Genomic DNA, 26,085 nt, shown 5'->3' with positions numbered 1-26,085 from the left:
CCGAAACAATTCAGGGCGTACCCGACGAGTCACCCCGAACGATCCGAAATCAGTTGTCGCCTTGGGAGTCGGAGAGCAACAACATCATTCGGCGGGCATGAAGGAATTCGGCCGCCGAGGCTCAGCGATGGGCGTATTCGATCATGGACTCACTGGCGGCGATCTGACCGCCGGTGGTGATGACCAGGCTGTAGGCGGTGATCCGGTACTGCGTGCCGTCGGTGGGATTGGTGACCGTGAAACCGCCGGTACCGTCGGGCACCGGGTCGTCGAGCTGGATGCCCGCATTGTCGCTGATGCGCACGCCCTTGTAGTAGAAGCGGCCGGTCGCGGTGCGGCACACCACCAGGCGCGACTTGTCGGTGCGGCCGATGGCCATGGCCGGGTCGTCGGCATTGCAGCGCGGCGGCTGCGCGGTGAAACCCTGTGTGTCCGTGCCGGATACGGTGCCGGAGAGCGGGACCAGGGTGGTGGTCGGGGCGGTCGTGCGGGCGGTGGTCATGGAGGTGTACGCGGCGCTGGTCTGCGCTGGACCGGTGACCGTCGTGACGCCGCCGCCACCGGTCTTGTCGGACAGCAGTGCCCACGCGAGCACCGCGCCCAGCACCAGGACCACCCCGATGAGCGCGCCCACCAGCAGCGGCAGGTTGTTGCGCTGCCGGGGCGGCAACGGCAGCGGCGCGGAGGGGTGCTCGCGGGGCAGGGCCGGGTGTTCGTAGGGCGCTGCGGGGTTTGCGGGGTAGGACGCTGCCGGGTTCTCGTACGGCGCGTGACCGGGCAGGTACCCGGCCTGCCCGGCAGGAATCGGGCGCAGCATGGTCGGTTCGTTGTTGCCCGGCCCGGTGTGCGGACCGGAAATCTGGCCGCCGCGGGGGTACTCCACCGGGCCCGAGGGATGAGCGCCCCCGGGGACATTGCCGGACCCGGACGGGTGCCCCGGACGCGGGTATTCGACGGAGCCCGACGGCTGGTCGAGGTAATTCGGCCCGGAGTGCCCGGGCGGGACGGCCGGGGAGCCGATGGTCGGCGGGGCGGGCGGCACGGTGGTGCGGGTGGGCTCGCCGTGGCCGGCCCGCATCAGCGCGGCCCGGGCGGCGCGGGCGAGCTGCCCGGCGGTGGCGTAGCGCCGGGTCGGATCCTTGGCCATGCCGATGGCGACCACCTGGTCCAGGCCGACCGGGACCCCGGCGCGGACGCTGGGCCGCGGCGGGGGCGTGAGCATGTGGGCCCGGATGGTGGCGAGATTGCCCTCCACCCGGAACGGCGGCCCGCCGGTGAGGCATTCGTAGAGCACGCAGGCCAGCGCGTAGATGTCGGCGCCGGGCGAGACCGAGGCATTGTGCTCGAAGCGTTCCGGGGCCATGTAGGCGAAGGAGCCGATGGCATTGCCGGTCTGAGTGAGCTGGACGTCGGACTCGGTGTGCGCGATACCGAAATCCACCAGGTAGGCAAAGGTTTCGCCGGTGAGCAGGATATTGGCGGGTTTGACGTCGCGGTGCACGAGCCCGCTCTCGTGGGCGGCGTCGAGTGCGGCGGCCACCTGCTCCACCACGGTGACGGCCTGCTCGGGCGCCATCGGGCCCTCGTCGTGCAGATAGGCCTTGAGGTCGCGGCCGCGCACCAGCCGCATGTCGATGAACAGGACGCCGTCCACCTCACCCCAGTCGTGCACCGGAATGACGTGCGGTTCCTGGAGTTTGGCGGCGGTGCGGGATTCGCGGCGGAAGCGCTCGACGTAGGTGGGCTGCCGCGCCAGGTCGACTTCCAGCAGTTTCACCGCGACCACCCGGTCGCGCACCGTGTCGTAGGCCTCGTAGACCTCGCCCATGCCGCCGACCCCGAGCAGCCGCCGCAACTCGTACTGCCCGAACCGCGAACCGGCCCTCGCCCCTGCGGCCACCCTGCGTCGTCCTCCCTGCCGCTGGATATACAACAGGAAAGGCTACGGGCCGTGCGACGCACTGTCATTCCCTCGACAGCGGCACCGTCGTTCCGCCGATGACCGCGACAGTGCGCGACGACCCCGTCAAGCCCCGAACAGTGCCGTTTCCCATTCGGCTGGACTGATCTCCGCAGCCGAGAAACACTGTCGTTCCCCGAACAGAAGTACAGGTGACTCGACGTGAGTGTGTCCCGCACGCCCCGTAGAGTCATGTCACGGACTTCGGTCAGTAGGCACCTCACCGGTGCTTTTGGAAAGACATGCGGCACACCGTGCAGCGCGAGGAGCACCAGTGTCACTCGATGAGCCACTCGCCCCGCTTCCCCAGGAGGGCATGGGCTTCGCTTCCGCGTGGCCCGTCCGAGCCGGCGACGTGGATCCCTATCAACGGCTGCGATTCGATGCCGTGGCCCGCTACCTCCAGGACATCGCCTGGGAGGAAATGCAATCCGGATTCTTCCATCGGACGGATCCGGCCTGGATCGTGCGGCGCACCGTGGTGGACGTGGTGCGGCCCATCCACTGGCCGGACCGGGTGGAACTGCGGCGCTGGTGTTCGGCCATGTCGACGCGGTGGACCAATATGCGGGTGCGGATCACCAGCGAGAACGGCGGCCTGATCGAGACCGAAGGGTTCTGGATCAATATCAACGAGTTCACCAATATGCCGACCCGGATCAGCGACGAGGGCCTGGCCGAGCTCGCCCGCACCACCGATCAGCACCGGCTGCGCTGGCGGCCCTGGCTCACGGACCCCACGCCGCCGGAATCGGATGTGGATCTGCCGTTCCCGGTGCGCGCCACCGATATCGACCAGTACAACCACGTGAACAACGCGGCCTACTGGCAGGCGGTGGAGCAGTACCTGGTCGACTACCCGAAGCTGGTGGCCGGGCCGCATCGCGCGGTCATCGAGTACGTGGCGCCGGTGCTGGCGCGCCAGCACATCAGCGTGCGCAGCCGGTACGAGCCGGGCGATCGGACCGGGCATCCGGCGGCGCTGCGGCTGTGGTTCGTGGTGGGCGGGGTGACGACCACGGCGGTGCGCATCGGGCCGCTGCCCAGCTGAATCCGATACTGCCCAGCTGGTTCCGGTACCGCCCAGCTGAATTCGATGCTGCCAACTGAATTCGATACTGCTCAGCTGAGCCGGTGGCGCAACTGCGAAATCGGCTGACCTTACGCGACATTCCCTGTGGACCACAGCATTCGCTGGCCGTTTGCCCGCGACAACCTCGGCGCCGACCAACTCCCCGACCAACCGCGAAAACGGCTGTGGCCCCACCCATTACAGGTGGGACCACAGCCATTGATGCGTGATCAAACTCAGCCCCGGGGCGCGCCGATGCCCCTGGGGTGCGGGGCGGAGCCCCGATGCCCCTCGGGGGTGCGGGGCGGAGCCCCGATGCCCCTGGGGGTTGCGGGGCGGAGCCCCGATGTCCCTGGGGGTTCGGGGGCGAAGCCCCTGAGAGTCCCGAGAGTTGGGTCTAGCCCTTAGCGGCCTTGAGGAGGTTCTCGACGCTGGTGAACTTCACGCGCGGGCGGCCCGCGAACTTGCCCGCGGTCTTCTCGGCGGCGTCGATGGCCTTCCAGCCGTCCCGGCCGATCTGGTCGGGCTGGCGCTCGGAGAGGAGGGCCTCCAGCGCGGCGCGACCGGCTTGCGGGGCAGCGAGCTTGCCCTGGGTGAAGTCCTCGATGAGCTGGTCGACGGTCTCCTGCGAGTCCATGCGGTTGGAGCCGATGACGCCGCGCGGGCCGCGCTTGATCCAGCCGGAGACGTACACGCCCGCAACGGGGTTGCCGGCGGCCAGGACTCGGCCCTTGTCATTGGGGATGACGCCGGCGGACTCGTCGAACGGCACGTCCGCGACGGGCTCGCCCTTGTAGCCGATGGAGCGCAGCACCAGCGACGCCTCGACGGAGCCGGTGCGGTCCGAGGCGCGGGCCACGGTGCGGCCGTTCTCCTCGACCAGCTCGTTGTGCACGTACTCGACCGCCTCGGCCTTGCCGTCGCCGGTGATGGCGGTGGGAGAGACCAGGTAGCGGAATACGATTCGCTTGTTGTCCGGCTTGCGGGAACCGGCGGCGTATTCCTGGGCGAGGGTGTACTTGAGCTGCAGCGAGGGCTCGACCTCCGGGTCGTCCAGCTCGGCCTGCGAGGCCGGGTCCAGGACCAGGTCCTCGGGGTCGACGATGATGTCGACGCCCTTCAGGTGCGTCAGCGCCAGGAACTCCGGCGAGGTGTAGGCGGCCTGCAGCGGACCGCGGCGGCCCAGCACCACGACCTCGGTGATGTTGCTGCGGCGCAGCGCATCCAGGGCGTGGTCGGCGATATCGGTTTTGGCCAGCTCGTCCGGGTCGACGGTGAGCACGCGGGCCACGTCGAGCGCCACATTGCCGTTGCCGACGATGACGGCGCGCTCGCCGGAGAGGTCGAATTCGCGGTCGGCGAAGTCCGGGTGGCCGTTGTACCAGGCCACGAACTCGGTGGCGGAGTGGCTGCCGGGCAGGTCCTCGCCGGGGATGCCGAGGTGGCGGTCGGTAGCCGCGCCGACAGCGTAGATGACGGCGTGGTGGTGGGCGAGCAGCTCCTCGTGCGAGATGTGCTTGCCGACTTCGACATTCAACCGGTACTGCAGCGCCTCGCGCCGGAAGGCCGACTCGAACAGGCCGGCCACCGACTTGGTGCCCGGGTGGTCGGGGGCGACGCCCGCGCGCACCAGGCCGTACGGCGTGGGCAGCCGGTCGAACAGCTCCACCTCGACATCGGCGCGGCGCAGCAGCTCCTCGGCGGCGTAGCAGGCGGCCGGGCCCGCGCCGACGATGGCGACCCGCAGCGTGCCCAGTTCCTTGGGCGCCCGGGACGGGGCGACCAGCGGCTCGAAGTTCGACTCGAGCGGATGCCGTTGGAAGTAGGCGGCATTGATATCGCTGAAGCGCGCCAGCGAGGCGAGTAGATCGTCCTCGGAGAAGATCGCGTCGACCGGGCAGGCGTCGACGCAGGCGCCGCAGTCGATGCAGGTGTCCGGGTCGATGTAGAGCTGCTCGGTGGTGGCGAACTCGCGTTGCTCGGGCGTGGGACGAATGCAATCGACCGGACACTCGGGTACGCAGCTGGCGTCGTTGCAACAACGCTGCGTGATCACATAGGCCATATCTCGCAGATCCTCGAAACTGTCGCGTGTAATACTCCGCTCGGGGTCGAGCAGGGTCGGTAGAACACGTTCTAATATAGGCGGCGTTCCATCGGGTGTCGGCACTGCGATGTGTCGCCACCTTCAGTGTGCCTCGAGTGTGAGCACTGTCTCTCGTCGGCACCGGCGTGCACCGCTGTGAGACCGGTCTCCCGGGCGCACTCGAGGCCCCCTACCGTAATGCGTATGGTGCGGACTCTCATCCTGATGCGGCACGGCAAATCCGGATACCCCGAGGGCGTGCAGGACCACGAGCGGCCCCTGGCCCCACGCGGGCGGCGCGAGGCGTCGCTGGCGGGTGACTGGCTGCGCGCCACCCAGCCGGAGATCGACGCCGTCCTCTGTTCCACTTCGACGCGAACGCGGGAGACCCTGGCGGCGACCGGCATCACCGCGCCGGTGACGTTCGAGAGCTCGATCTACGAGGCGTCCCCGCACATCATCATCGAGATGCTGCAACTCACCGACGATGCCGTGGAAACCCTGCTGGTCATCGGCCACTCCCCCGGAATGCCCTGGACGGCGTGGGAATTGGCGGCCAACCGGCATTCCGGCCCGGCCGAGGAGATGAGCGCGAAATTCCCCACCTCGGCGCTGGCGGTCATCGAGTTCGACCGCCCGTGGGCAGCCGCCGACCCCGGCACGGGTGAACTGGTGCGATTCCACGTGCCGCGATAGGCCCGGTTGCCTCGGCAGGGCCGGGCTCAGCCGAGTAGCTTGCCCTTCCACACCACGACACCACCGAAGATCAGCAGGAGCAGCAACGCCGGCCAGAAGCCGAGCAGCCACCACACCACGCCCAGCACCGCCACCACGGGCAGCGCGGCAATGGCCGTGATCACCGGTTGTTCCTTGGCCGTCTCCAGGGCCGAGCGGGCCCTGATCCGATCCACGTCTTTTCCAGCCATGACCCCAGGGTAGGCGCGAAACGGGCCGGTCGAGCCGCACATCGAAACTTCGCGCACCCACGCCCTCGACGTCGCACGTCCGTAGGCTTGCTTGGAGTGCACTCCAAGCCACTAGCGTCGTGGATGGTTCGGCAGGAAGGGGCGAGACCGATGAGCGCAGCACCGGTACAACAGCGCAATCCGGCACCGCAGGACATCGTGGAGCACGAACGGCCGCGGTATTCGATCGGCGAGGTCTCCGATCGGTGCGGCCTGACCCGGGACACGCTGCGCTGGTACGAGCGCATCGGCCTGATGGACTACGTAGGCCGCGACCACTCCGGCCAGCGCCGGTTCAGCGACCGGGATATGGACTGGCTGGCGTTCATCGGGAAGCTGCGGCGCACGGGCATGTCGGTGGCCGACATGGTCAAGTACGCGGAGCTGGTGCGGGCCGGGGAGCACACCTATCCGGAGCGGCTCGAGATGTTCCGGCGGACCCGCGCCGAAGTGCTCGCCCAGATCGAGGAACTCCAGTCCACCCTGGTGGTCCTCGACTACAAGATCGAGCTCTACGGCGGCGGACAGGCGTGTGATCCGCCGGCCGGGCCGAACGACGCTGCCCGGGTCGAGTCGAACGACGCTGCCCGGGTCGAGTCGAACGGCGTTGCCCGCCGGCGGAACTGAGCGCCGGCTCCGCCGGATCAGCCGATCCGGATGGAGCGCTTGGCCATTCCGTACCAGAAGCCGTCGATGGCGGTGTGCTGCGTGGCCAGTTCGTCCGCGCCCGCGCCGAGGGTGACGAACAGCGGCGCGAAATGCTCGGTGCGCGGGTGGGCGCGGCGGGCGTCGGGGGCGGTGTGCTCGAAGTCCAGCAGGGCGTCGATGTCACCGGCGGCCAGTGCCTCGTCACCCCAGTGGTCGAATTCCCGGGACCAGCCGGGCGCGAAGTCGGCCGGCATGGAGAAGTTCGCCTCGCGCAGGTTGTGCGTGAAGAAGCCGCTGCCGAGGATGAGGACGCCCTCGTCGCGCAGTGGGGCGAGATGGCGGCCCAGGTCGTAGAGGCCGACCGGGTCGAGGGTCGGCAGGGACAGCTGCAGGACCGGGATGTCGGCATCGGGGTACATCTCGACGAGCGGCACGTACGCGCCGTGGTCGAGGCCGCGGGTCGGCGCCTCGTGCACCGGCTGCCCCGGACGGCCCAGCAGCGCACGGACTTTCGCGGCCAGGTCGGGAGCGCCGGGGGCGGCGTAGCGGACCCGGTAGTAGCGCTCGGGGAAGCCCCAGAAGTCGTAGAGCAGCGGCACGGTGGTGGTCGCGCCGAGGGTGACGGGCGCGTCCTCCCAGTGTGCGGAGACCACCAGAATGGCGGTGGGCCTGGGCAGTTCGGCCGACCAGGCGGCGAGCTGGCCGGGCCAGATCGGGTCGTCGGCCAGGGGCGGTGCGCCGTGGCTCAGGTAGAGCACCGGCATGCGGTCCGTCCGCTCGTGAGTCACGGCCTGGGACATGGGATTTCCTCTCGCGGATTTCGAAATCGGCTCGGCCACGGAACTCGATGGTCGGCTCAGCCACGGAACTCGATGGTCGGCTCAGCCACGGAACTCGACTGTCGGCTCAGCCGACGAGCCGGATGGTGTGCCCGGTGTGCTCGGCCTTGGCGCGCAGGTAGCGCAGGTTGTCGGGGGTGGCGTGGACGCCGGTGGGGACGGTGTCGCGCACCGTCACGCCGAGCGCGGTCAGCTGGCGGACCTTGTCGGGGTTGTTGGTGAGCAGGTCGAGTTCGCCGACGCCGAGGGCGGCCAGCATCTGGGCGGCCGCGGTGTAGTCGCGGGCGTCCTCGTCGAAGCCGAGTTCGGTATTGGCCTGGTAGGTGTCCAGGCCCGAGTCCTGCAGGGCGTAGGCGTCGAGCTTGTTGTAGAGGCCGATGTCGCGGCCCTCCTGACGCAGGTAGAGCAGGATGCCGCCGGTGCCGGTGATGAGCTCGACGGCCTCGCGCAGCTGCGGTCCGCAGTCGCAGCGGGCCGAGCCGAAGACATCGCCGGTGAGGCATTCGGAGTGCAGCCGCACCAGCGGCGTGGCCGGCCCGTCCGGACCGAGGTCGGGTTCACCGAGGACGAGGGCGACGTGCTCGCGGCCGTCGGCGAGGCCGTCGAAGGTGACCGCCTGTGCGGTCGTCGAGTAGCCGTCGGCGAAGGTCAGCGGAATCCGCACGCGAGTGCGGACGCTTGCGCCGACGAAGGTGCTGCTCATGAGAGTTCTCCTGAGGCCAGGGACCGGTTCGTTCAAATTTGAACCGCAGGCGGCGAGAGGTTATTCCAACCCGAACAACCGGCTGTAACCTGGGCAGATGAGTCCACACTGGCTGAACGAGGAGGAACGGGCGGCCTGGCTGGCCTTCCTGAGCGCCTCCAGCCTGCTGGAACGCCGGCTCGGCAGACAGCTCGAGCGGGACTCCGGACTCTCCCACCTGCAATACGAGATCCTGGTCCGCCTCGCCGCCGCCCCCGACGGCGAACTGCGCATGACCGAACTGGCCTCGACCCTGCTCAACTCCAAGAGCAAGCTCACCTACCAGGTCGACCAACTGGAGAAGGCGGGCCTGGTGACGCGCCGCAACTGCCGCACCGATCTGCGCGCGGTCTACGCCCGCCTCACCGACGCCGGACGCGAGCGCCTCGAACAGGCCGCCCCGGGCCACGTCGAGACGGTGCGCGAATTCTTCGTCGACGCCTTCACTCCGGAGCAATTGGCCGCTGTGGCAGCGGGTTTCACCGAGGTCAACCGCCGCCTCCGGGAAGAAACCGCGTAACCGTTCCGAGTCCGCTCAGAACGCCTCGGCCACACCGGGATTCGGGTCGTAGGGCGCGGCCAGGACCGCGTCCCGTTGCCGGGCCAGCAGCATGCGGCGCTGGGTCAGCTCGGCGATCTGGTCGTCGAGGCGATCCAGGCCGTCGCTCACCACCTGCCGGGAGTGATCGCAGTGCTGAAAGCCGGATTCGGTGGCGCAGGGCAGCAGTTCCCGGATATCGCGGGTGGGCAGTCCGGCGTCGAGGAGTTCGCGGATGCGGGCGACCCGATCCGGGGCGGTGGCGGGGTAGCTGCGGTAGCCGTTCGAATCCCGGTGCGGGACAAGCAGTCCCTGCTCCTCGTAGTAGCGCAGCAGCCGGGCGGGCACCCCGGTGGCCCGGGACAGTTCGCCGATCAGCACTGTGACCTCCCGCACATCGCGTTGACCTTCACACCCATGTGAATCCCTAACGTCGCCGCCATGACGAACATTTCTCCCGAAAGCCCGGTCCTCACCACCCAGGTCTCCGGTTCCGGCCCCGCCATCGTGCTGGCCCACGGCGGAGGCGGCGGCATCGACGCCAACTTCGGCGGCCTGATTCCCCTGCTCGCCACCGATCACCTGGTCATCGGGTCCGATTACCCGGCCGACGACACTCCGCTCACCCTGGACTCCCTCGCCGATGCCCTGGTCGCCGAGGCAGTGGCTCGCGGGGCCGAGACCTTTTCGATCGTCGCCTTTTCTCTTGGCACCGCGGTGGCGATCCGGGCGGCTGTGCGGCATCCGGAGCGGGTGCGCGGGCTGGTGCTCACCGGCGGCTTCGCCCGGCCCGACAATCGGTCGCGGCTGAACATCCAACTGTGGCAGCGCGCCCTGGCCGCCGGGGACCGCGAATCCTTCGCGCGGTTCGCCCTGCTCGCCGGGTTCAGCGCGGACTTCGTGAATGCCCTTCCCGAAGAGCAGCTTTCGGAGATCCTGGCGCAGACCGCCGCGAACATCCCGGGCGGCACGGCCGCGCAGGCGGCGCTGATCGAGCACACGGACGTGCGCGCCGACCTGCCGCAGGTGGCGGTGCCGACGCTGGTCATCGGGCTCGCCGGCGACCTGCTCTGCGATCCGGCCAACGCCCGCGAACAGGCCGCCGGGATTCCGGAGGCCGAGTACACCGAGCTTCCGGGCGGGCATGTCGTCATGGTGGAGCAGCCCGATGCCTGGCACGCGGCCGTGCTCGACTTCTTCGCCCGGCAGCGGGCGGCCGCGGCACGCTGAGTTCACGCGGAAGACCCCGGTGAGTTCACCCGGAGGACCTCGGTCTGAAACACCAATTTTCAGACCAGAAGGCACGGTTCACATTCTCGGCTTACGATGCAGCCACTATGCAGTCGCCTGTAACTCACGACCGGGTGTGGATCGACAAGCAGACGCCCGAGGTCTTCCGCGAACTCAACAGCGTCGCGTTCGCCGTGCGGAACGCCGCCGCGGCCGCCGATCTGGACCGCGCGGTCATGGAATTGGTGAATGTCCGCGTCTCCCAGCTCACCGGTTGCCCGTTCTGCCTGGACCTGCATTCCCGGTACGCCCGCGAAGCCGGTGTCACCCAGCAGCAATTGGATGTCCTGACCGCCTGGCACCGCAGTCCGTACCTGTTCACGGAACTGCAGCAAGCCGCGCTCTCGGTGGCCGAGACGGTCACTTCATTGCCGGATGAGGAGACCATGCAGCGTGAGTATGCTGCTGCGCGGCAACATTTGTCGGATGACCAGATGTCCGTTCTCATCTGGGCTGCGACCACTATCGGCGCGTTCAATCGCGTGTCGATTATGAGCAGACATCCGGTGCGGGTGCGGAAGGAGAACTGAACAATGAGCGAACAGGCCGTGACGGCCGCAGTCGTTCGTAACGACGCGCAACACCGGTACGAGGTGTGGTACGGGAATTCGCTCGCCGGGTTCAGCGAGTACCGCGAGCGCGACGACAACGACACCACCTTCATTCATACCGAGGTGGATCAGGAATTCAGCGGCAAGGGCCTGGCGAATCTGCTCGCGCAGGAGGCGATCAAGGATGTGATCGCCCGCGGCCGCGTCATCGTGGCACGCTGCCCGTTCATCAAGGGCTGGTTGGACAAGCACCCGGAATACGACGAATACGTGGCGGGCAAGGGCATCAAGAGGTGAGCAGGGAGGAGCGGGCATGAGTGATCTGGAGCCACGGCCGGAAGAGGCGCTGTGCGAATCGTCCGGGCGGCCCGGGCCGCGCGCCGAGTTCTTCCCGGCCCGCGAGGTGCCGCTGGGTGGCGTGCGCGGGGTGACCGTCTTCCGGTCGCTGCCGCAGCGTGACCTGCCGACGGTCGGCGCATGGTGCTTCCTGGACCATTTCGACGGCGGCTCGCCCGCCAACCCGGAGGGGCACGACATCGACCCGCATCCGCATATCGGATTGCAAACGGTCACGTGGCCGCTGGACGGGCGGATCCGCCACCGCGACAGTGTGGGGTCGGATGTGGAGATCGCGCCCGGGCAGCTGAACCTCATGACCTCCGGACGCGGCATCGCGCACTCGGAATATCGAGTGCCGGGCCATATCTCGGGTCACGGGCTCCAGCTGTGGGTGGCACTGCCCGACGAATCCCGGGATATCGCACCGCATTTCGAGCAGCATCGGGACCTGCCCGAGTTCACGCTGCCGGGGCTGCACGGCGTCGTCCTGATGGGGTCGCTCGGCGGGGTCACCTCCCCGGCGCGGGCCTACACCCCGATCGTCGGCGCCGATCTGCGCCTCGAGGCGGGAGCGGCGGTGACACTGCCGCTGAATCCTGACTTCGAGCACGCGGTGCTGGTGATCGCGGGCGGGCTCCGCGTCGACGACACCGACGTCGCGCCCGGCAGCCTGTTCTACCTGGGCAGCGACCGCGAGTCCCTCCGGCTGCACGACTCCGCGGGCGGCGCGCATCTGCTGCTGCTCGGCGGTGAACCGTTCGGCGAGGATCTGGTCATGTGGTGGAACTTCGTGGCCCGCAGCCACGAGGAGATCGAACAGGCCCGCAACGACTGGGAGAAGCACGATGTCGGCCGCTTCGCCGATATCGCCGGGCACACGCCGGACCAGCGGATCCCGGCGCCGCCGCTGCCGGGGCTGCATCTGAAGCCGCGCAAGCGCCGCTGCGGCGTGCCGCACGAGTAACAAGGCACGAGTAACAAGGTCGGCCCCGAACCGCACTGGTTCGGGGCCGATTTCGTTGCGGCCGGCAGTCAGCGGCTGGTCATCGACTGAGTTCCGATGACCCGCAACAGATCCAGCTTCTGCTGGGTGTCGGTGCCGGGCGCGGGGTAGTAGATCAGCACGTGCCGGGTGGCGCTGGGGGTGAGCAGCGGTTCGCAGATCAGCTCCAGCACACCGACTTCCGGGTGCACCATGCGCTTGATGTGGCCGGTTCCGGTACCCACCTCGTGCTCGTTCCACAGCCGCTCGAACTCCGGGCTGGCGGCCCGCAACCGGGCCACCAGCTCGGTCACGTCGGCGTCGCCCGCGCGACGGGCGGAAACCGCGCGCAGATCGGCGACATGCTTGTGGCTCATGGCTTCCCAGTCCTCCGGCGGGAAGATGGCGCGGGAGCCCGGTTCGGTGAACCAGCGCCACGGGATGCATCGTTCCAGCCCACGCCGCTGCGAGTAGTCCCCGGACAGCAGGGTGTGCATGCGGTTCTGCACCAGCACCTCACCCAGGTCCGAGATGACCACGGCCGGGGTGTCGTCCAGCTTCGAGAGCAGGTGCAGCAGGCCCGGTCCCACGTGGCTGTCGCCGCCGCGCGCGGGGGCCTGGTGGCCGGACAGGTGGTAGACGTGGTCGCGCTCGCTGTCGGTCAGCCGCAGTGCCCGCGCCAGCGACGCCAGCACCTGCACGGACGGGCGCGGGCCGCGCGCCTGCTCCAGCCGGGTGTAGTAGTCGGTCGACATGCCCGCGAGCATGGCGACCTCGTCGCGGCGCAGGCCGGGGGTGCGGCGGCGCGCGCCCGGCGGCAACCCGACGGTGGCGGGTTGCAGCTGCTCACGGCGGCGGCGCAGGAAGTCGGCCAGCTCGGTTCGATCCACCTCACCACTGTCCCCCGTCCCCGGCTCGCTAGCCAGGTACCGGCGATCCCAGTCTGCGCCGCGGGAATTCCGCCCCAGCCGCCCACCGGCGGTAACCAGGGATCGGCGATCCCTGGATGAACGCTCCTCTCCCGGACCCCGCCGCGGAGGCGCAGTGTTATCGGCATGACCACGAACCTCAGCACCGTTCAGCTCGGCAAGACCGGGCCCGCCGTCTCCCGCCTGGCCCTCGGGGCCATGGGTATGTCCGGCATGTACGGCACGGCCGACGACGCCGTCTCGATCGCCACCGTGCACGCCGCCCTCGACTCGGGCGCGAACCTCATCGACACCGGCGACTTCTACGGCATGGGCCACAACGAACTGCTCATCCGGCAGGCGCTGGCCGACCGCAAGCGCGAGGACATCCTGCTCAGCGTGAAGTACGGCGCGCTGCGCGGACCCGACAACAGCTTCGGCGGCGTCGACACCCGGCCCGCGGCCACCAAGAACTTCCTCGCCTACTCCCTGCAGCGGCTGGGCACCGACTACGTCGACATCTACCGGCCCGCCCGGCTGGACCCGAACATTCCGATCGAGGAGACCATCGGCGGCCTGGCGGAGCTGGTGCAGGCCGGCTACATCCGCCACATCGGCCTGTCCGAGGTGGGCGCGGAGACGCTGCGCCGCGCGGCGGCCGTGCACCCGATCGTGGACCTGCAGATCGAATACTCCCTGGTCTCGCGCGGCATCGAGGCCGAAATCCTGCCCGTCGCACGGGAACTCGGCATCGGCATCACCGCGTACGGGGTGCTCTCCCGCGGCCTGCTCAGCAATTCGCTGCGGCCCGGGCAGCAGTTCGCACCCTCCGATTTCCGGGCGCACAGCCCGCGTTTCCAGGGCGAGAACCTCGACGCCAACCTGCGTCTGGTCGACGCGCTGGCGAAGATCGCGGCCGAACACCAGGCGAGCGTGGCCCAGCTGGCCATCGCCTGGGTGCTGTCGCGGGGCACGGACATCGTGCCGCTGATCGGCGCGCGGCGTCCTGAGCGCTGGGCGGAAGCCGTTGCGGCGGTGGATATTCGGCTGTCCGAGGCCGAGCTGGCCACCATCGAGGCGGCCGTGCCCGCCGACCAGGTGGCGGGCGGCCGCTACGCGCCCGCGCAGATGGCCATGCTCGACAGCGAGCGCTGAGTCACCTCGCTGGAGCCGGAATCACTTCCGGCGCGGCCGGAATCACTTCCGGCGCGGCCGGATCACCGCGGTGAAGGCGGCGCGGGCCACGGGTTTGCCGGTGACGTCGGCGATCGTCACCGGCACCTCGAGCTCGATCTCGGTGCGGGATTCGATGTTCGCGCGGGTCTCCGCGATGATCTCCGGCGTCAGCTCGGCGGTGGCGCTGAACGGGCCCGCCTCACCCTTGGCGCGGGCCAGGTATTCGATGCGGCCGTCGCGGGCGACGATGAAGGTGTCGCCGAGCAGGTCCACGATGCCGGAGATGGACGCGCCCATGGCGGCCGTCTCGGCCAGGCCGAACAGCAGGGCGGCGTGGATATCGCCATTGTGGTTGAAGTGCTCGGGGCGCGCGGCCATGCGGACCACATTGCGGCCCGGGGCGTAGTGCACGCCCTCGATACCGGTGAACTGGATGAAGCCGAGCTTCTGGAAGCCCGCCATCACCATCTCACCCATGGCGGCGTTCGCCTCGTCCTTGGTAGCGCTGTCCATCGCCTCTCCTGCCCGGCCAGAAATTGAAACCTGTTCCAATTTCATACCGGGCCGGGCGCGGCTTTGTCCACGGCAGCTTCCTGCCACGGATCCACGGCAGCTTCCCGCCGGATCAGCCCACCACCCGGCCGGCCAGACCCAGCGCCTCCGCGGTCCGGGCCATGGTCTGACGCGCCAGCCGCGGATCCTTGGCCAGGCTCTGCCCCAGTGTCGGCATCAGCTCGCGCAACCGCGGCTCCCAGAGCCGGGAGTAGCGCGGGAAGCAGCGCTCCAGCACCTCGAGCAGGATCACCGGGGCGGTCGACGCACCCGGCGTCGCGCCCAGCACCGCGGCGATCGAACCATCCTGCGCGGCAACGACTTCCGTCCCGAACTCCAGCACCCCGCCCTGCTCCGGATCCGGCTTCACCAGCTGGGCGCGCTGACCCGCGGTGACCAGGGTCCAGTCCTCGGCGCGCGCCTCGGGGACGAACTCCCGCAGCGCGGCGAGCCTCTTCTTCCGGGTCGAGGCCAGCTGCGCCACCAGCAGCCGCATCAGCTCGGGATTCGACTTCAGCATGGCCGCGATCGGACCCGCATTGCCCGGCCGCACCGACCCCGCGGCGTCGAAGAGCGAACCCCGTTTCAGGAAACGAGGATTCGCCCCCGCGTACGGACCGAACAGCAGCGCGCGATCGCCGTTCACCACCCGGGTATCCAGGTGCGGCATGGCAATCGACGGCGCACCCGAGGGCGCGCTGCCGTAGACCTTCCCGTCGTGCTCGGCCACCACGGCGGGATTGTCGCAGCGCAGGAATCGACCACTGACCGGCAGCAGGCTGTAACCGTGCACTTCCGGAACACCGGCCCGCTGCAGGATTTTCAGCGCCCACCCGCCCGCGCCCGCGAAGACGAAGCGAGCGTCCACCTTTCGCGTGAGGCGGTCGTTGTCGGTGCGCCAGTCCACCCGCAACTGCCAGGTGCCGTCATTGTTGCGGCGCAGCCCGCGCACCTCGCAATTGCGGTGAATCTCGACATCCTGCCAGCGCAGCCAATGGAACAGCTGGCCGGTCAGCTCGCCGAAATCCACATCGCTGCCGGTGATATCGCGGGTCGCGGCGATCGGCTCGGAGGCGTCACGGCCCCGGGTGATCAGCGGAGCCCAGTCGGCAATGACCTCCGGGTCTTCGCTGAATCGCATATTCGCGAAAAGGTGGTGCGCGGACATGGTTTCGTGGCGACGGCGCAGGAAATCCACTTCCCGCTGCCCGCGCGCCAGCGTCAGGTGCGGAACCGGATTGATGAAGGTCTCCGGCTTGCGCAGCACCCCGGATTCCACCAGCGACGCCCACAGCTGCCGGGTGAGCTGGAACTGCTCATTGAGCTCGAGCGCCGGCTCGATATCGATACTGCCGTCGGGATTCTCGGTGGTGTAATCGAGTTCGCACAGTCCGGCATGGCCGGTGCCCGAATTGTTCCAGGCCGCCGACGCTTCGGAGCCCACCTCGGGCAATCGCTCGTACACGCCGATGGTCCAGCTGGGTTCCAGATGCTTGATCAGCATCGCGAGCGTCGCGCTCATGATGCCGCCGCCGATCAGCACGACATCGTAGGGCCGCAGCGGCAGTTGTGTTCTCATCGTCATTACCTGGAAAACCCCGATTGAACTCGTACAGCGTACGGGCACGCTAGCACCATCCACCGGCCCGCCAGGGCGGCGCAGCAACACTATCGCCGAACCCCGCCCCGCGCACCCGGAGCAATCCCGATTCACGCGAGGGCGAGAACGGCCAGCCCGAGCAGCGCACCGGCAAAAACGACCGTATTGCGCACCGTCTGGAGCGTCCAGGTCCACGCCGGAAAGCCGGACTCGGCCACCGCGAGGAGGACCGGGACGTCGATGCGAGCCAATTCCGGATCGTTCGTGCGGCCGAAGGCGGCCCGAACCGATTGCACCGCGGTCAGATTGCTGTAGACGATCACCGAATTGCCGAGGAACAACAGTGCCATCACCACCCAGTTCACGGGGCGCAGCCAATCGAATCCGGCCAGATATCGAACTCCTCGACGAGGAGGGGCTGGACGGGCTGAACATGCGCAGCCTCGGCAAACGCCTCGACTCCGCCGCGACGGCCATGTACTGGCACGTGAAGAACAAGGACAACCTGGTCCGGCTGGCCACCGACGAGATCTGGGGTGAAATCGAACTACCCGACCTCGAGGACCTCGACTGGCGCACCGCCGCCGAAGCGCTCGCGGACGGGATGTACGCGATGATCACCCGGCATCCCTGGATCGCGCAGGCCCAGGCCGGCTATCTGCACTACGGCCCCAACAAGTCCCGCTACGACGACCGCATACTGGCCGCCTTCGAGAAAGCGGGTTTCGACGACGCCGGGGCCGACCGGGCCGCGGCCACCCTGTTCATGTTCGTCCTCGGCAATGCCGTCGGGCACGCCGCCGACGTGTCCCTGAACCGGCGTCTCAGCCGCAAGGGCGAGGACGCCGAAACCCAACTGGCACAGGCCATGTCCGAAGCAACCGAGATCGCCGGCCACTACCCGCGACTGCGCCGCCGCCTCGAAAACCCCACCACCGCGAATGATTACAACGCGGCCCCCGAGAGCAGCTTCGCCTTCGGCCTCACCGCGCTGCTGGACGGTCTGCGCGATCGGCTCACCGGCGCCCTCGGCTGAGGGCGGTTGTTGCGCGGTCACGGGAAAACGCCCTATATTGGCCACAATCCAAGAGATGCTCTCCAGAAGTTGTGCCGCAGAATGAGAGCATCCGCCTCCGGAGAGGCGCGGAGTGGGCGGCAGTGCAGTTGTGCCCACTCATCTCTCCATGGAGGTCATCCCATGCATATCGGTCTCGGACTCCCCATTTCCGATCCCCTCGCCCTGCTCGACTGGGCGCGCCGCGTCGACGCCGGCCCCTTCTCCACCCTCGGCCTGCTCGATCGGCTGGTCTACGACAATCCCGAACCGCTGGTCACCCTCGGCGTGCTCGCCGGCGCGACCAGCCGCGTCAAGCTGCAGACCGAGGTTCTCATCGCGCCCCTGCGCGATCCCGCACTGCTCGCCAAACAGGCCGCCACCCTGGATGTGCTGTCCGGCGGGCGCTTCGTGCTCGGCCTCGGTGTGGGCGGGCGCGCCGACGACCACGAGGCCTCCGGCACCGACCTGCACACTCGCGGCCGCCGCCTCGATCAGCAGATCGGCCTCATGCGCGACCTCTGGGCGGGCAAACCCTTCAGTTCCACCTGCGGGCCCATCGGTCCGGCACCGAGCTCGCTCCCCGGCCCGGAACTGCTCTTCGGCGGCTTCCAGCCCGCCGCGCTGGAACGCGTCGGCCGCTGGGGCGGCGGCTTCCTCGCGGCCGCCGCGCCCTCCTGGGCGGGCGGGCTCTTCGACACCGTCCGCCGTTCCTGGCACGACCACGGCCGCGCCGGCGCGCCCCGCATCGTGGCCCAGGTCAATGTCGCGCTCGGCCCGGACGCCGTGCTCGACGACGCCCGCGCGTCCATGGGCGCGTACTACGAATTCTCCGGCCGCGCCGACTTCATGGTCGACGGCATGCTGACCACGCCCGGCGAAATCCGCGACGCCATCCGGCAATTCGGCGATCTCGGAGCGGACGAGGTGATGCTGTACTGCTACGGCCGCGACGCCGATCAGGTGGATCGGCTCGCCGACGTGATCAGCTGACGGTCCCGCGGGCTCAGCCGACCATCTTGCGAGCCCGGTAGGCCGCGACCGCATTGCGGTTGGTGCAAGCCGTGGAGCAGTAGCGGCGGGAACGGTTGCGGGACAGGTCCAGCACGATGCCCGCGCAGGTCTCGTCGGCGCAGATGGCGAGCCGGGACAGCTCGTCGGCGCGGATCAGGTCGATCATGGCCATGGCGGTCTCGACGGCCATGCGGACATCCAGCGGAGCCTCGGGCGCCACCGCGTGGATGTGGTAGTCGAGGCCGTCGTGGCGGACCAGCCGCGGCACCGCGCGATGCTCGGCCAGGATGGCGTTCACCAGGTCGACCGCGGTGTCGCGGTCGGCGGTGAGCAGACGGCGCAGCGGGGCGCGCTGGGCGCGGACGGCCGTCAGCTCCGCCCGGGTGCGGGCATGGACGCCGGTGTAGCCGTGCTTGACGAAAAACTCGTCCAGCTGGGCGATCTCGGTCAGGGTGTCCGGGTCCTCGGCCGAGTTCACCAGTTCCACCGCCGCCGCCATGGCCGCCACCGTGTCATCAGCGAAAATCACTTTGACAGATTACACCCGGGCCACCTAGCGTCATTTGTCATGGCGACTTTGACTCATGACAGGGCGGCGGTGTCGCACCGGCTGCGTTCCGGACTGCTCTGCGCCGCGCTGTCGGCGTCCGCGTTCGGGCTCTCCGGCCCGCTGGCCCGCGGGCTCATCGACGCCGGCTGGAGTCCGGCCGCCGTGGTCATCGTGCGCGTACTGCTCGGCGCGCTGGTGCTGCTGCCCGTGGCCGCGCGGCAGCTGCGCGGCGACTGGAACCTGCTGCGCCGCAATGCCGCCCTGCTCGTGGGCTACGGCCTGCTGGCCGTGGCCACCGCGCAGCTGGCCTATTTCAATGCCGTCGCACACATGGATGTCGCGGTGGCACTGCTCATCGAATACACCGCACCCATCGCGGTGGTGGTGTGGCTGTGGCTGCGGCACAGCCAGAAACCCGGGCGCGCAACCGTTCTCGGCGCGATCATCGGTGTGACCGGCTTGATCCTGGTGCTCGACCTGAACTCCGGGACGGCCACCAGCTGGGTCGGCATCACCTGGGCGCTGGGCGCGATGGTCGGCGCGGCAGCGTATTTCATCCTGTCCGCGCACGCCGGGGATCAGGTCCCCGGCACCGTGCTGGCCACCGGCGGACTGCTGGTCGGCGGGCTCGGCATTCTGGCGGCCGGGCTGATCGGCATCGTGCCGCTGCACGCCACCACGGCGTCCGTAGCGTTCCAGGGCTTCACGGTGGACTGGTGGGCGCCGCTGCTCGCGCTCGGCGTGATCACCGCCGCCGTCTCGTACGTGACCGGCATTGCCGCCACCCGGCTGCTCGGCTCCCGGCTGGCGTCCTTCGCGGCGCTCGGCGAGGTACTGGCCGCCATTCTGTTCTCCTGGGCGCTGCTCGGTCAGGCGCCCGCGCCGATCCAATTGCTCGGTGGCGCATTGATTCTCATCGGCGTGGTGGTGGTCCGGCTGGGCGAGCCCGCGGACGACCCACTCGCGAGCATCACGCCGCACTCCTGACACCGGCGCTGACCTGCCGATTCGATTTATCGATTGCCCTTGTGCGCCACAACCCTTCACATCTCGAGTTGATAACGGTAGTTTGTCGCAAATGTCGGGGAACCAGTCCGCAACTCGAGGAAAGCCACGATGGGTATAACCAAATACATTGCGCCCGCCCTGCTTTGCCTGACCGCGACCACGGTCGCGGGCACCGCAACCGCCGAACCGGCGCAGGCTCCGGAGCAACCCGCCCTGCAGATCAAGGGCACCGATCACAACATCGGCTATGACGTGGCCCTCACCGCCGACCATCGCGCCGCCGTCAGCACCCTGCAGGCCGGGCACTTCCTCGCCACCTGGGACGGCGACGCCGTCATCGTGACCAACGACGACGGCGTCCTGGTCTCCACGGTCCCCCTGAAGTACGACATCGACGGCAGGACAGCCGAATTCACCCCGACGATCGATCAGGACAACCGCCGGCTCACCCTCACCCCCATCGCGGAATCGGACACCCCGGTCCGTGAGGTCGACGCCCAGCAGCACTTCTTCGACGTCGTCCAGGCCAACCTCCCCGCCGTAGCCACCGGCGCGGCCATCGGTGCCACCATCGGCTTCATCGCGGGCTTCCCCGTCGGCCTGTTCGTCCTCGACTTCATCACCGCTCCCCTGCTCGCCGTGGTCGGCGGCGTGGTCGGCGGCGCCATCGGCCTCCAGATGTCCGGCGGCCAGCAGGCCACCGACGCGGCCCTCAGCTACGTCGACACCCTCGCCCCCGGCACCGGCAACCTCTTCCGCCCGGTCTTCGCCGCCCTCCCCGCCGCTCCCCAACCGGCGAACTGACCCGCCGCGCAGCACAATTCGGCCCGCGCTCCTCGTCAGAGCGCGGGCCGTTCGCATTCCCGATTCACTCGAGCATTCCCGATTCACTCGAGGAAGATCATCGAGTCCACGGGCATGCTGTTGTCCCAGTGGTACGACCACACGTTCATCTCACCGGCGAGGTTGAACCGGAAGATGTGCCCGCTGCCGGGACCGTCGGTGATCGTCCACAACGCATTGGGCTGAGCGATCACCGTGCTGAAACTGCCGTCGGCCCAGGCGAATTGACCCATGGACGGTGCGTCGAGACTGTTGAACGGCAATTCGGCGCTGAAATGCCCCGCCACGATGCCGGGCAGCAGCGGACCGGAGCACCCCACAGATCCGCCTCCCGCCGCACGCTCTGGCCGGCGCTGCCGGTCCTCCACCGGGGACGGGCCAAATCGCCGCAACCAGCATAAACCCGCGATACGCACCCGGACGTGAAAAGAGTTCGGCCCCCGCTCCGATGGGAGCGGGGGCCGAATTCCATTGACTGCCTACCAGGCTCAGCGGTAGTCGCTGAAGCCGTAGTCGTCCAGCGGGACCGCGGCACCGGTGGAGGTGCCGAAGCCGTCCGGGCTGTAGTAGCTGTCGTCGTAGGACGGGACAGCGTACGCGGCCTGGCGGGCCTCCTCGGTGGGCTGAACCTGGATGTTGCGGTACCGGTTGATGCCGGTACCGGCCGGGATCAGCTTACCGATGATCACGTTCTCCTTCAGGCCGATCAGCTTGTCGGAGCGGCAGTTGATCGCGGCGTCCGTGAGCACGCGGGTGGTCTCCTGGAAGGAGGCCGCCGACAGCCACGAATCGGTCGCGAGCGACGCCTTGGTGATACCCATCAGCACCGGGCGACCCGAGGCGGGCTCGCCACCCTCCGCGACCACGCGGCGGTTGGCGGACTCGAACTCGGCGCGCTCCACCAGCGAACCCGGGAGGAACTCGGTCGCACCCGAATCGATGATGGTGACGCGGCGCAGCATCTGGCGGACGATCACCTCGATGTGCTTGTCGTGGATGGACACACCCTGCGAGCGGTACACCTCCTGGACCTCGTGGACCAGGTGGACCTGCACCTGACGCGGACCCATCACGCGCAGCACCTCGTGCGGATCGGCCGAGCCCTCGAGCAGCTGCTGACCGACCTCGACGTGGTCACCGTCGGCCAGGAGACGCTCGGAGCCGTCCTCGTGCTTGAACACCCGCAGACGCTGACGCTTCGACAGCTTGTCGTACAGGACCTCGTCCGACCCGTCGTCCGGGATGATCGTGATCTTGTAGAAGCGGTCGTCGTCCTCGAGCCGCACGCGACCCGACACCTCGGCAATGGGGGCCTTGCCCTTGGGCACACGAGCCTCGAAGAGCTCCTGCACTCGGGGCAGACCACCCGTGATGTCGTCACCCGCGACACCACCCTGGTGGAAGGTACGCATGGTCAGCTGGGTACCGGGCTCACCGATGGACTGGGCGGCGACGATACCGACGGCCTCACCGATGTCCACCAGCTTGCCGGTCGCCATCGAGCGGCCGTAGCAGGTGGCACACACGCCGGTGCCGGTGGTGCAGGTCAGCACGGAGCGGACCTTCACCTCGGTGATGCCGGCCTCGAGCAGCGCCTCCAGGGCGGGGTCGCCCAGGTCGTGGCCCTTCTCGACGACGACATTGCCGTTCGCGTCCACCGCGTCGGTGGCCAGCGTACGAGCGTAGGTGCTGGTCTCCACGTGGGCGTCCCGGATGAGCGAGCCGTCGGCCTGCCTCTCCGCGATCGGCACCACGATGCCGCGCTCGGTGCCACAGTCGGTCTCGCGCACGATGACGTCCTGCGACACGTCCACCAGACGACGGGTCAGGTAACCCGAGTCGGCGGTACGAAGCGCGGTGTCGGCCAGACCCTTTCGCGCACCGTGGGTGTTGATGAAGTACTCCAGAACCGTCAGGCCCTCACGGAAGGAGGACTTGATCGGCCGCGGGATGAACTCACCCTTCGGGTTGGTAACCAGACCCTTCATACCGGCGAGGGTACGAGTCTGGGTGAAGTTACCGGTTGCGCCCGAGTCGACGATCGTGATGATCGGGTTGTCGGCCGGGTAGTGCGCGCGCAGCGCCTTACCGACCTCTTCGGTCGCTTCCTGCCAGATCTTGACCAGGGCGTTGTTGCGCTCCTGGTGATCGAGCGCACCACGCTGGTACTTCTTCTCGATCTGATCCGACTGCGCCTCGTAGCGCTCCATGATCTCCGCCTTCTCCGGCGGAACGAGCACGTCCGACATGGAGACGGTGACACCGGAGCGGGTGGCCCAGTAGAAGCCGGAGTCCTTCAGCTTGTCGACGGTCTGCGCCACGACGATCATCGGGTAGCGCTCGGCGAGATCGTTGATGATCGCCGCCTGACGCTTCTTCGGCATCGGCTCATCGATGAACGCGTAGTCCGCCGGGAGCAGGTCGTTGAAGATGACGCGGCCCAGCGTGGTCTTGGTGATCCACGCGTCGCCCCGCCGCCAGCCGTCCGGGAACAGCTCGGCCTCGACGTCCTTCGGCGGACGCTGCTCGGTCAGGCGAATCTTGATCAGCGAACGCACGGTCAGCTCACCGCGGTCGACGGCCATCTGCGCCTCGGCGGGCGAGGAGTAGACGCCGAACTCGGCCTCGTCCTTGGTGGCCGCGCGGTACTCACCCTTCGCGCCCTCTTCCAGGCGAGTCAGGTAGTAGAGACCGGTCACCATGTCCAGACGCGGCATGGCGAGCGGACGACCCGACGCCGGCGACAGGATGTTGTTCGAGGACAGCATCAGGATGCGGGCCTCGGCCTGCGCCTCCGCCGACAGCGGCAGGTGCACGGCCATCTGGTCACCGTCGAAGTCGGCGTTGAACGCCTCACACACCAGCGGGTGCAGCTGGATGGCCTTACCTTCGACCAGCAGCGGCTCGAAGGCCTGGATACCCAGGCGGTGCAGGGTGGGCGCACGGTTCAGCAGCACCGGGTGCTCGGAGATGACCTCTTCGAGGACATCCCACACCTGGGGACGCTGACGCTCGACCATCCGCTTGGCGGACTTGATGTTCTGCGCGTGGTTCAGGTCGACCAGACGCTTCATGACGAACGGCTTGAACAGCTCGAGCGCCATCAGCTTGGGCAGACCACACTGGTGCAGCTTCAGCTGCGGACCGACGACGATGACCGAACGGCCGGAGTAGTCGACACGCTTACCCAGCAGGTTCTGACGGAAACGACCCTGCTTGCCCTTGAGCAGATCGCTCAGCGACTTCAGCGGGCGGTTACCCGGACCGGTGACCGGACGGCCACGACGGCCGTTGTCGAACAGCGCGTCCACCGACTCCTGAAGCATGCGCTTCTCGTTGTTGACGATGATCTCGGGCGCGCCCAGATCGATCAGTCGCTTCAGCCGGTTGTTGCGGTTGATGACGCGGCGGTACAGGTCGTTCAGGTCGGAGGTCGCGAAGCGGCCACCGTCCAGCTGCACCATCGGGCGCAGCTCCGGCGGGATCACCGGCACGGCGTCGAGGACCATGCCCATCGGCGAGTTGCCGTTGGTCTGGAACGCGGCCACGACCTTCAGACGCTTCAGCGCGCGCAGCTTCTTCTGGCCCTTGCCCGTGCGAATGGTCTCGCGCAGGTTCTCGGCCTCGGCGGCGATGTCGAAGGTCTCCATGAGCTTCTGGATCGCCTCGGCACCCATGGCACCGGTGAAGTACTCGCCGTAGCGGTCCTGCAGCTCGCGGTAGATCACCTCGTCGATGATCAGCTGCTTCTTGGCCAGCTTGGTGAAGGTGGTCCAGATCTCGTCGAGCCGGTCCAGCTCACGCTGGGAGCGGTCGCGCAGCTGACGCATCTCGCGCTCGCCGCCGTCCTTGACCTTGCGGCGGACGTCGGACTTGGCGCCCTCGGCCTCCAGCTCGGCCAGGTCGGCCTCCAGCTTCTGGGCGCGGGCCTCGAGGTCGGCGTCGCGCTGATCGGCGACCGACTTCTTCTCGACCTCCATCTCCGCCTCGAGCGTGGACAGCTCGTTGTGGCGCAGCTCGTCGTCGACCGAGGTGATCACGTACGCGGCGAAGTAGATGATCTTTTCCAGATCCTTCGGCGCGAGGTCGAGCAGGTAGCCCAGGCGCGACGGCACACCCTTGAAGTACCAGATGTGGGTGACCGGGGCGGCCAGCTCGATGTGGCCCATGCGCTCACGACGCACCTTGGCACGAGTCACCTCGACACCACAGCGCTCACAGATGATGCCCTTGAAGCGGACACGCTTGTACTTACCGCAGTAGCACTCCCAGTCCCGGGTGGGACCGAAGATCTTCTCGCAGAAGAGGCCGTCCTTCTCCGGCTTCAGCGTGCGGTAGTTGATGGTCTCCGGCTTCTTGACCTCACCGAAAGACCAGTTGCGAATGTCTTCGGCGGTCGCCAGGCCGATCCGGAGTTCATCGAAGAAGTTGACGTCTAGCACGTAACTTCCTTTCCCCTGTTCGGGTTGAGAATGAGCAAAAGTTCAAATCCGTTGCCCTGGAGCGCCTCTCGACGCTCCAGGACCGTTCGCTCACTGCGCCAGGTCGTCGACCGTCGCAGCCTCGTTGCGGGACAGGTTGATACCCAGGTTCGCCGCGGCGCGCTCCAGGTCCTCGTCGTCGCCGTCGCGCATCTCGATGGCGGCGCCGTCCGAGGACAGCACCTCCACGTTCAGGCACAGCGACTGGAGCTCCTTGAGCAGAACCTTGAACGACTCCGGGATACCCGGCTCCGGAATGTTCTCGCCCTTGACGATCGCCTCGTACACCTTCACGCGGCCGACAACGTCGTCCGACTTGATGGTGAGGAGTTCCTGCAGGGTGTAGGCCGCGCCGTACGCCTGCATGGCCCAACATTCCATTTCACCGAAGCGCTGACCACCGAACTGCGCCTTACCACCCAGCGGCTGCTGCGTGATCATCGAGTACGGACCGGTCGAACGCGCGTGGATCTTGTCGTCGACCAGGTGGTGCAGCTTCAGGATGTACATGTAGCCGACCGAGACCGGGTACGGGAACGGCTCGCCGGAGCGGCCGTCCAGCAGGATGGCCTTACCGTCGTCGTTGATCATCTTCTCGCCGTCGCGGTTCGGCAGCGTCGAACCGAGCAGGCCGGTCAGCTCTTCCTCACGCGCACCGTCGAACACCGGGGTGGCGATGTTCGTGTCGGCGGGCTGGCCGATCATTTCCTCGGGCAGGTTCTTCGCCCAGTCCGGGGAACCGTCGACCTGCCAACCGGTCTTGGCGATGTAACCCAGATGGGTCTCCAGCACCTGGCCGATGTTCATACGACGCGGCACACCGTGGGTGTTCAGGATGATGTCGACCGGCGTGCCGTCGGGCAGGAACGGCATGTCCTCCTGCGGGA

Annotated in this window: 26 protein-coding genes and 1 pseudogene; 13 read left to right on the top strand and 14 right to left on the bottom strand. The window is 68.2% G+C overall.

The window, feature by feature from the left end; translation table 11 throughout:
* Positions 1–121 precede the first annotated feature (121 nt).
* The gene (locus ACFXHE_RS36945; protein WP_379389298.1) at positions 122–1,900 is read right to left on the bottom strand and encodes a protein kinase; all 1,779 of its coding nucleotides are present in this window, start codon (positions 1,898–1,900) and stop codon (positions 122–124) included.
* A 334-nt stretch (positions 1,901–2,234) separates the two neighbouring features.
* Here ACFXHE_RS36945 and ACFXHE_RS36940 point away from each other — a divergent pair, with 334 nt between their 5' ends.
* Entirely contained in the window at positions 2,235–3,011 is a 777-nt protein-coding gene (locus ACFXHE_RS36940) for an acyl-ACP thioesterase domain-containing protein (RefSeq protein WP_354836503.1), read from the top strand.
* Positions 3,012–3,429: 418 nt separating this feature from the next.
* Here ACFXHE_RS36940 and ACFXHE_RS36935 read toward each other — a convergent pair whose 3' ends face one another.
* Positions 3,430–5,097 (bottom strand): FAD-dependent oxidoreductase, encoded by a 1,668-nt coding sequence (locus ACFXHE_RS36935; protein ID WP_379389297.1) that lies wholly within the window; start codon positions 5,095–5,097, stop codon positions 3,430–3,432.
* Between the two features lie 225 nt (positions 5,098–5,322).
* On the opposite strand from ACFXHE_RS36935, the gene ACFXHE_RS36930 reads away from it, so the two are divergent.
* Positions 5,323–5,814, top strand: a complete 492-nt coding sequence (locus ACFXHE_RS36930; RefSeq protein WP_379389296.1) for a SixA phosphatase family protein — start codon at positions 5,323–5,325, stop codon at positions 5,812–5,814.
* Between the two features lie 26 nt (positions 5,815–5,840).
* Here ACFXHE_RS36930 and ACFXHE_RS36925 read toward each other — a convergent pair whose 3' ends face one another.
* Positions 5,841–6,044 carry a hypothetical protein gene (locus ACFXHE_RS36925; RefSeq protein WP_354836509.1) on the bottom strand — a complete coding sequence of 68 codons (204 nt, stop codon included), beginning with the start codon at positions 6,042–6,044 and terminating at the stop codon, positions 5,841–5,843.
* Positions 6,045–6,194: 150 nt separating this feature from the next.
* Between ACFXHE_RS36925 and ACFXHE_RS36920 the strand changes: the two genes are divergently transcribed.
* Positions 6,195–6,710: a MerR family transcriptional regulator gene (locus tag ACFXHE_RS36920; protein ID WP_379389295.1), complete on the top strand. Its 516-nt coding sequence runs from the start codon at positions 6,195–6,197 to the stop codon at positions 6,708–6,710.
* Between the two features lie 17 nt (positions 6,711–6,727).
* Here ACFXHE_RS36920 and ACFXHE_RS36915 read toward each other — a convergent pair whose 3' ends face one another.
* Positions 6,728–7,531: a dioxygenase gene (locus tag ACFXHE_RS36915; protein ID WP_379389294.1), complete on the bottom strand. Its 804-nt coding sequence runs from the start codon at positions 7,529–7,531 to the stop codon at positions 6,728–6,730.
* A gap of 106 nt (positions 7,532–7,637) precedes the next feature.
* The gene (gene ribA, locus ACFXHE_RS36910) at positions 7,638–8,273 is read right to left on the bottom strand and encodes a GTP cyclohydrolase II (protein ID WP_379389293.1); all 636 of its coding nucleotides are present in this window, start codon (positions 8,271–8,273) and stop codon (positions 7,638–7,640) included.
* Between the two features lie 97 nt (positions 8,274–8,370).
* Between ribA and ACFXHE_RS36905 the strand changes: the two genes are divergently transcribed.
* Positions 8,371–8,832, top strand: a complete 462-nt coding sequence (locus ACFXHE_RS36905) for a MarR family winged helix-turn-helix transcriptional regulator (protein WP_379389292.1) — start codon at positions 8,371–8,373, stop codon at positions 8,830–8,832.
* A gap of 15 nt (positions 8,833–8,847) precedes the next feature.
* On the opposite strand, the gene ACFXHE_RS36900 is transcribed toward ACFXHE_RS36905, so the two are convergent.
* Positions 8,848–9,246 carry a MerR family transcriptional regulator gene (locus ACFXHE_RS36900; RefSeq protein WP_379389291.1) on the bottom strand — a complete coding sequence of 133 codons (399 nt, stop codon included), beginning with the start codon at positions 9,244–9,246 and terminating at the stop codon, positions 8,848–8,850.
* Between the two features lie 45 nt (positions 9,247–9,291).
* Here ACFXHE_RS36900 and ACFXHE_RS36895 point away from each other — a divergent pair, with 45 nt between their 5' ends.
* The 4 genes from ACFXHE_RS36895 (at position 9,292) to ACFXHE_RS36880 (ending at position 11,994) form a co-directional block, all read left to right on the top strand.
* Positions 9,292–10,080: an alpha/beta fold hydrolase gene (locus ACFXHE_RS36895; protein WP_379389290.1), complete on the top strand. Its 789-nt coding sequence runs from the start codon at positions 9,292–9,294 to the stop codon at positions 10,078–10,080.
* Between the two features lie 107 nt (positions 10,081–10,187).
* Positions 10,188–10,670, top strand: coding sequence for a carboxymuconolactone decarboxylase family protein (locus ACFXHE_RS36890; RefSeq protein WP_379389289.1), 483 nt, complete (start codon positions 10,188–10,190; stop codon positions 10,668–10,670).
* A 3-nt stretch (positions 10,671–10,673) separates the two neighbouring features.
* The gene (locus tag ACFXHE_RS36885; RefSeq protein WP_379389288.1) at positions 10,674–10,988 is read left to right on the top strand and encodes a GNAT family N-acetyltransferase; all 315 of its coding nucleotides are present in this window, start codon (positions 10,674–10,676) and stop codon (positions 10,986–10,988) included.
* Between the two features lie 16 nt (positions 10,989–11,004).
* A complete protein-coding gene (locus ACFXHE_RS36880; RefSeq protein WP_379389287.1) occupies positions 11,005–11,994 on the top strand; it encodes a pirin family protein in 990 nt (329 codons plus the stop codon).
* 68 nt (positions 11,995–12,062) lie between these two features.
* Here the strand turns inward: ACFXHE_RS36880 and ACFXHE_RS36875 are convergent, their stop codons facing one another.
* Positions 12,063–12,902 carry a helix-turn-helix transcriptional regulator gene (locus ACFXHE_RS36875; protein WP_379389286.1) on the bottom strand — a complete coding sequence of 280 codons (840 nt, stop codon included), beginning with the start codon at positions 12,900–12,902 and terminating at the stop codon, positions 12,063–12,065.
* A gap of 165 nt (positions 12,903–13,067) precedes the next feature.
* On the opposite strand from ACFXHE_RS36875, the gene ACFXHE_RS36870 reads away from it, so the two are divergent.
* Complete coding sequence (locus ACFXHE_RS36870) at positions 13,068–14,075, top strand: aldo/keto reductase (protein WP_379389285.1); 1,008 nt, start codon at positions 13,068–13,070, stop codon at positions 14,073–14,075.
* A gap of 42 nt (positions 14,076–14,117) precedes the next feature.
* Here ACFXHE_RS36870 and ACFXHE_RS36865 read toward each other — a convergent pair whose 3' ends face one another.
* From ACFXHE_RS36865 to ACFXHE_RS36855, 3 genes are all read right to left on the bottom strand, one after another.
* Positions 14,118–14,609: a PaaI family thioesterase gene (locus tag ACFXHE_RS36865; protein ID WP_379389284.1), complete on the bottom strand. Its 492-nt coding sequence runs from the start codon at positions 14,607–14,609 to the stop codon at positions 14,118–14,120.
* Between the two features lie 112 nt (positions 14,610–14,721).
* Entirely contained in the window at positions 14,722–16,227 is a 1,506-nt protein-coding gene (gene mqo, locus ACFXHE_RS36860) for a malate dehydrogenase (quinone) (RefSeq protein ID WP_379389283.1), read from the bottom strand.
* Positions 16,228–16,358: 131 nt separating this feature from the next.
* Positions 16,359–16,598, bottom strand: coding sequence for a hypothetical protein (locus ACFXHE_RS36855; RefSeq protein WP_379389282.1), 240 nt, complete (start codon positions 16,596–16,598; stop codon positions 16,359–16,361).
* On the opposite strand from ACFXHE_RS36855, the gene ACFXHE_RS36850 reads away from it, so the two are divergent.
* Both ACFXHE_RS36850 and ACFXHE_RS36845 read left to right on the top strand, forming a co-directional pair.
* Positions 16,592–17,284, top strand: coding sequence for a TetR/AcrR family transcriptional regulator (locus ACFXHE_RS36850; protein ID WP_379389281.1), 693 nt, complete (start codon positions 16,592–16,594; stop codon positions 17,282–17,284). The genes ACFXHE_RS36855 and ACFXHE_RS36850 overlap by 7 nt on opposite strands.
* A gap of 162 nt (positions 17,285–17,446) precedes the next feature.
* Positions 17,447–18,295 (top strand): LLM class flavin-dependent oxidoreductase, encoded by an 849-nt coding sequence (locus ACFXHE_RS36845; RefSeq protein WP_379389280.1) that lies wholly within the window; start codon positions 17,447–17,449, stop codon positions 18,293–18,295.
* Between the two features lie 13 nt (positions 18,296–18,308).
* Here ACFXHE_RS36845 and ACFXHE_RS36840 read toward each other — a convergent pair whose 3' ends face one another.
* On the bottom strand, positions 18,309–18,845 hold the full coding sequence (locus tag ACFXHE_RS36840) for a CGNR zinc finger domain-containing protein (RefSeq protein WP_379389279.1): 537 nt from the start codon (positions 18,843–18,845) through the stop codon (positions 18,309–18,311).
* Between the two features lie 39 nt (positions 18,846–18,884).
* Here ACFXHE_RS36840 and ACFXHE_RS36835 point away from each other — a divergent pair, with 39 nt between their 5' ends.
* Positions 18,885–19,853 (top strand): DMT family transporter, encoded by a 969-nt coding sequence (locus ACFXHE_RS36835; RefSeq protein WP_379389278.1) that lies wholly within the window; start codon positions 18,885–18,887, stop codon positions 19,851–19,853.
* Between the two features lie 129 nt (positions 19,854–19,982).
* A complete protein-coding gene (locus ACFXHE_RS36830; protein WP_379389277.1) occupies positions 19,983–20,678 on the top strand; it encodes a hypothetical protein in 696 nt (231 codons plus the stop codon).
* A gap of 83 nt (positions 20,679–20,761) precedes the next feature.
* Here ACFXHE_RS36830 and ACFXHE_RS36825 read toward each other — a convergent pair whose 3' ends face one another.
* The 3 genes and pseudogenes from ACFXHE_RS36825 to ACFXHE_RS36815 all read right to left on the bottom strand — a co-directional run.
* A complete protein-coding gene (locus ACFXHE_RS36825) occupies positions 20,762–21,037 on the bottom strand; it encodes a hypothetical protein (protein WP_379389276.1) in 276 nt (91 codons plus the stop codon).
* A 168-nt stretch (positions 21,038–21,205) separates the two neighbouring features.
* Entirely contained in the window at positions 21,206–25,159 is a 3,954-nt protein-coding gene (locus tag ACFXHE_RS36820) for a DNA-directed RNA polymerase subunit beta' (protein WP_379389275.1), read from the bottom strand.
* Positions 25,160–25,249: 90 nt separating this feature from the next.
* Positions 25,250–26,085, bottom strand: a pseudogene (locus tag ACFXHE_RS36815) (DNA-directed RNA polymerase subunit beta); the annotation flags it as partial.

It is taken from the genome of Nocardia sp. NPDC059229, assembly GCF_042754165.1.
Taxonomy (GTDB): Bacteria; Actinomycetota; Actinomycetes; order Mycobacteriales; family Mycobacteriaceae; genus Nocardia.
Note: the sequence above shows the minus strand (reverse complement) of the source record. Positions and strands in the feature narration are given on the sequence as shown.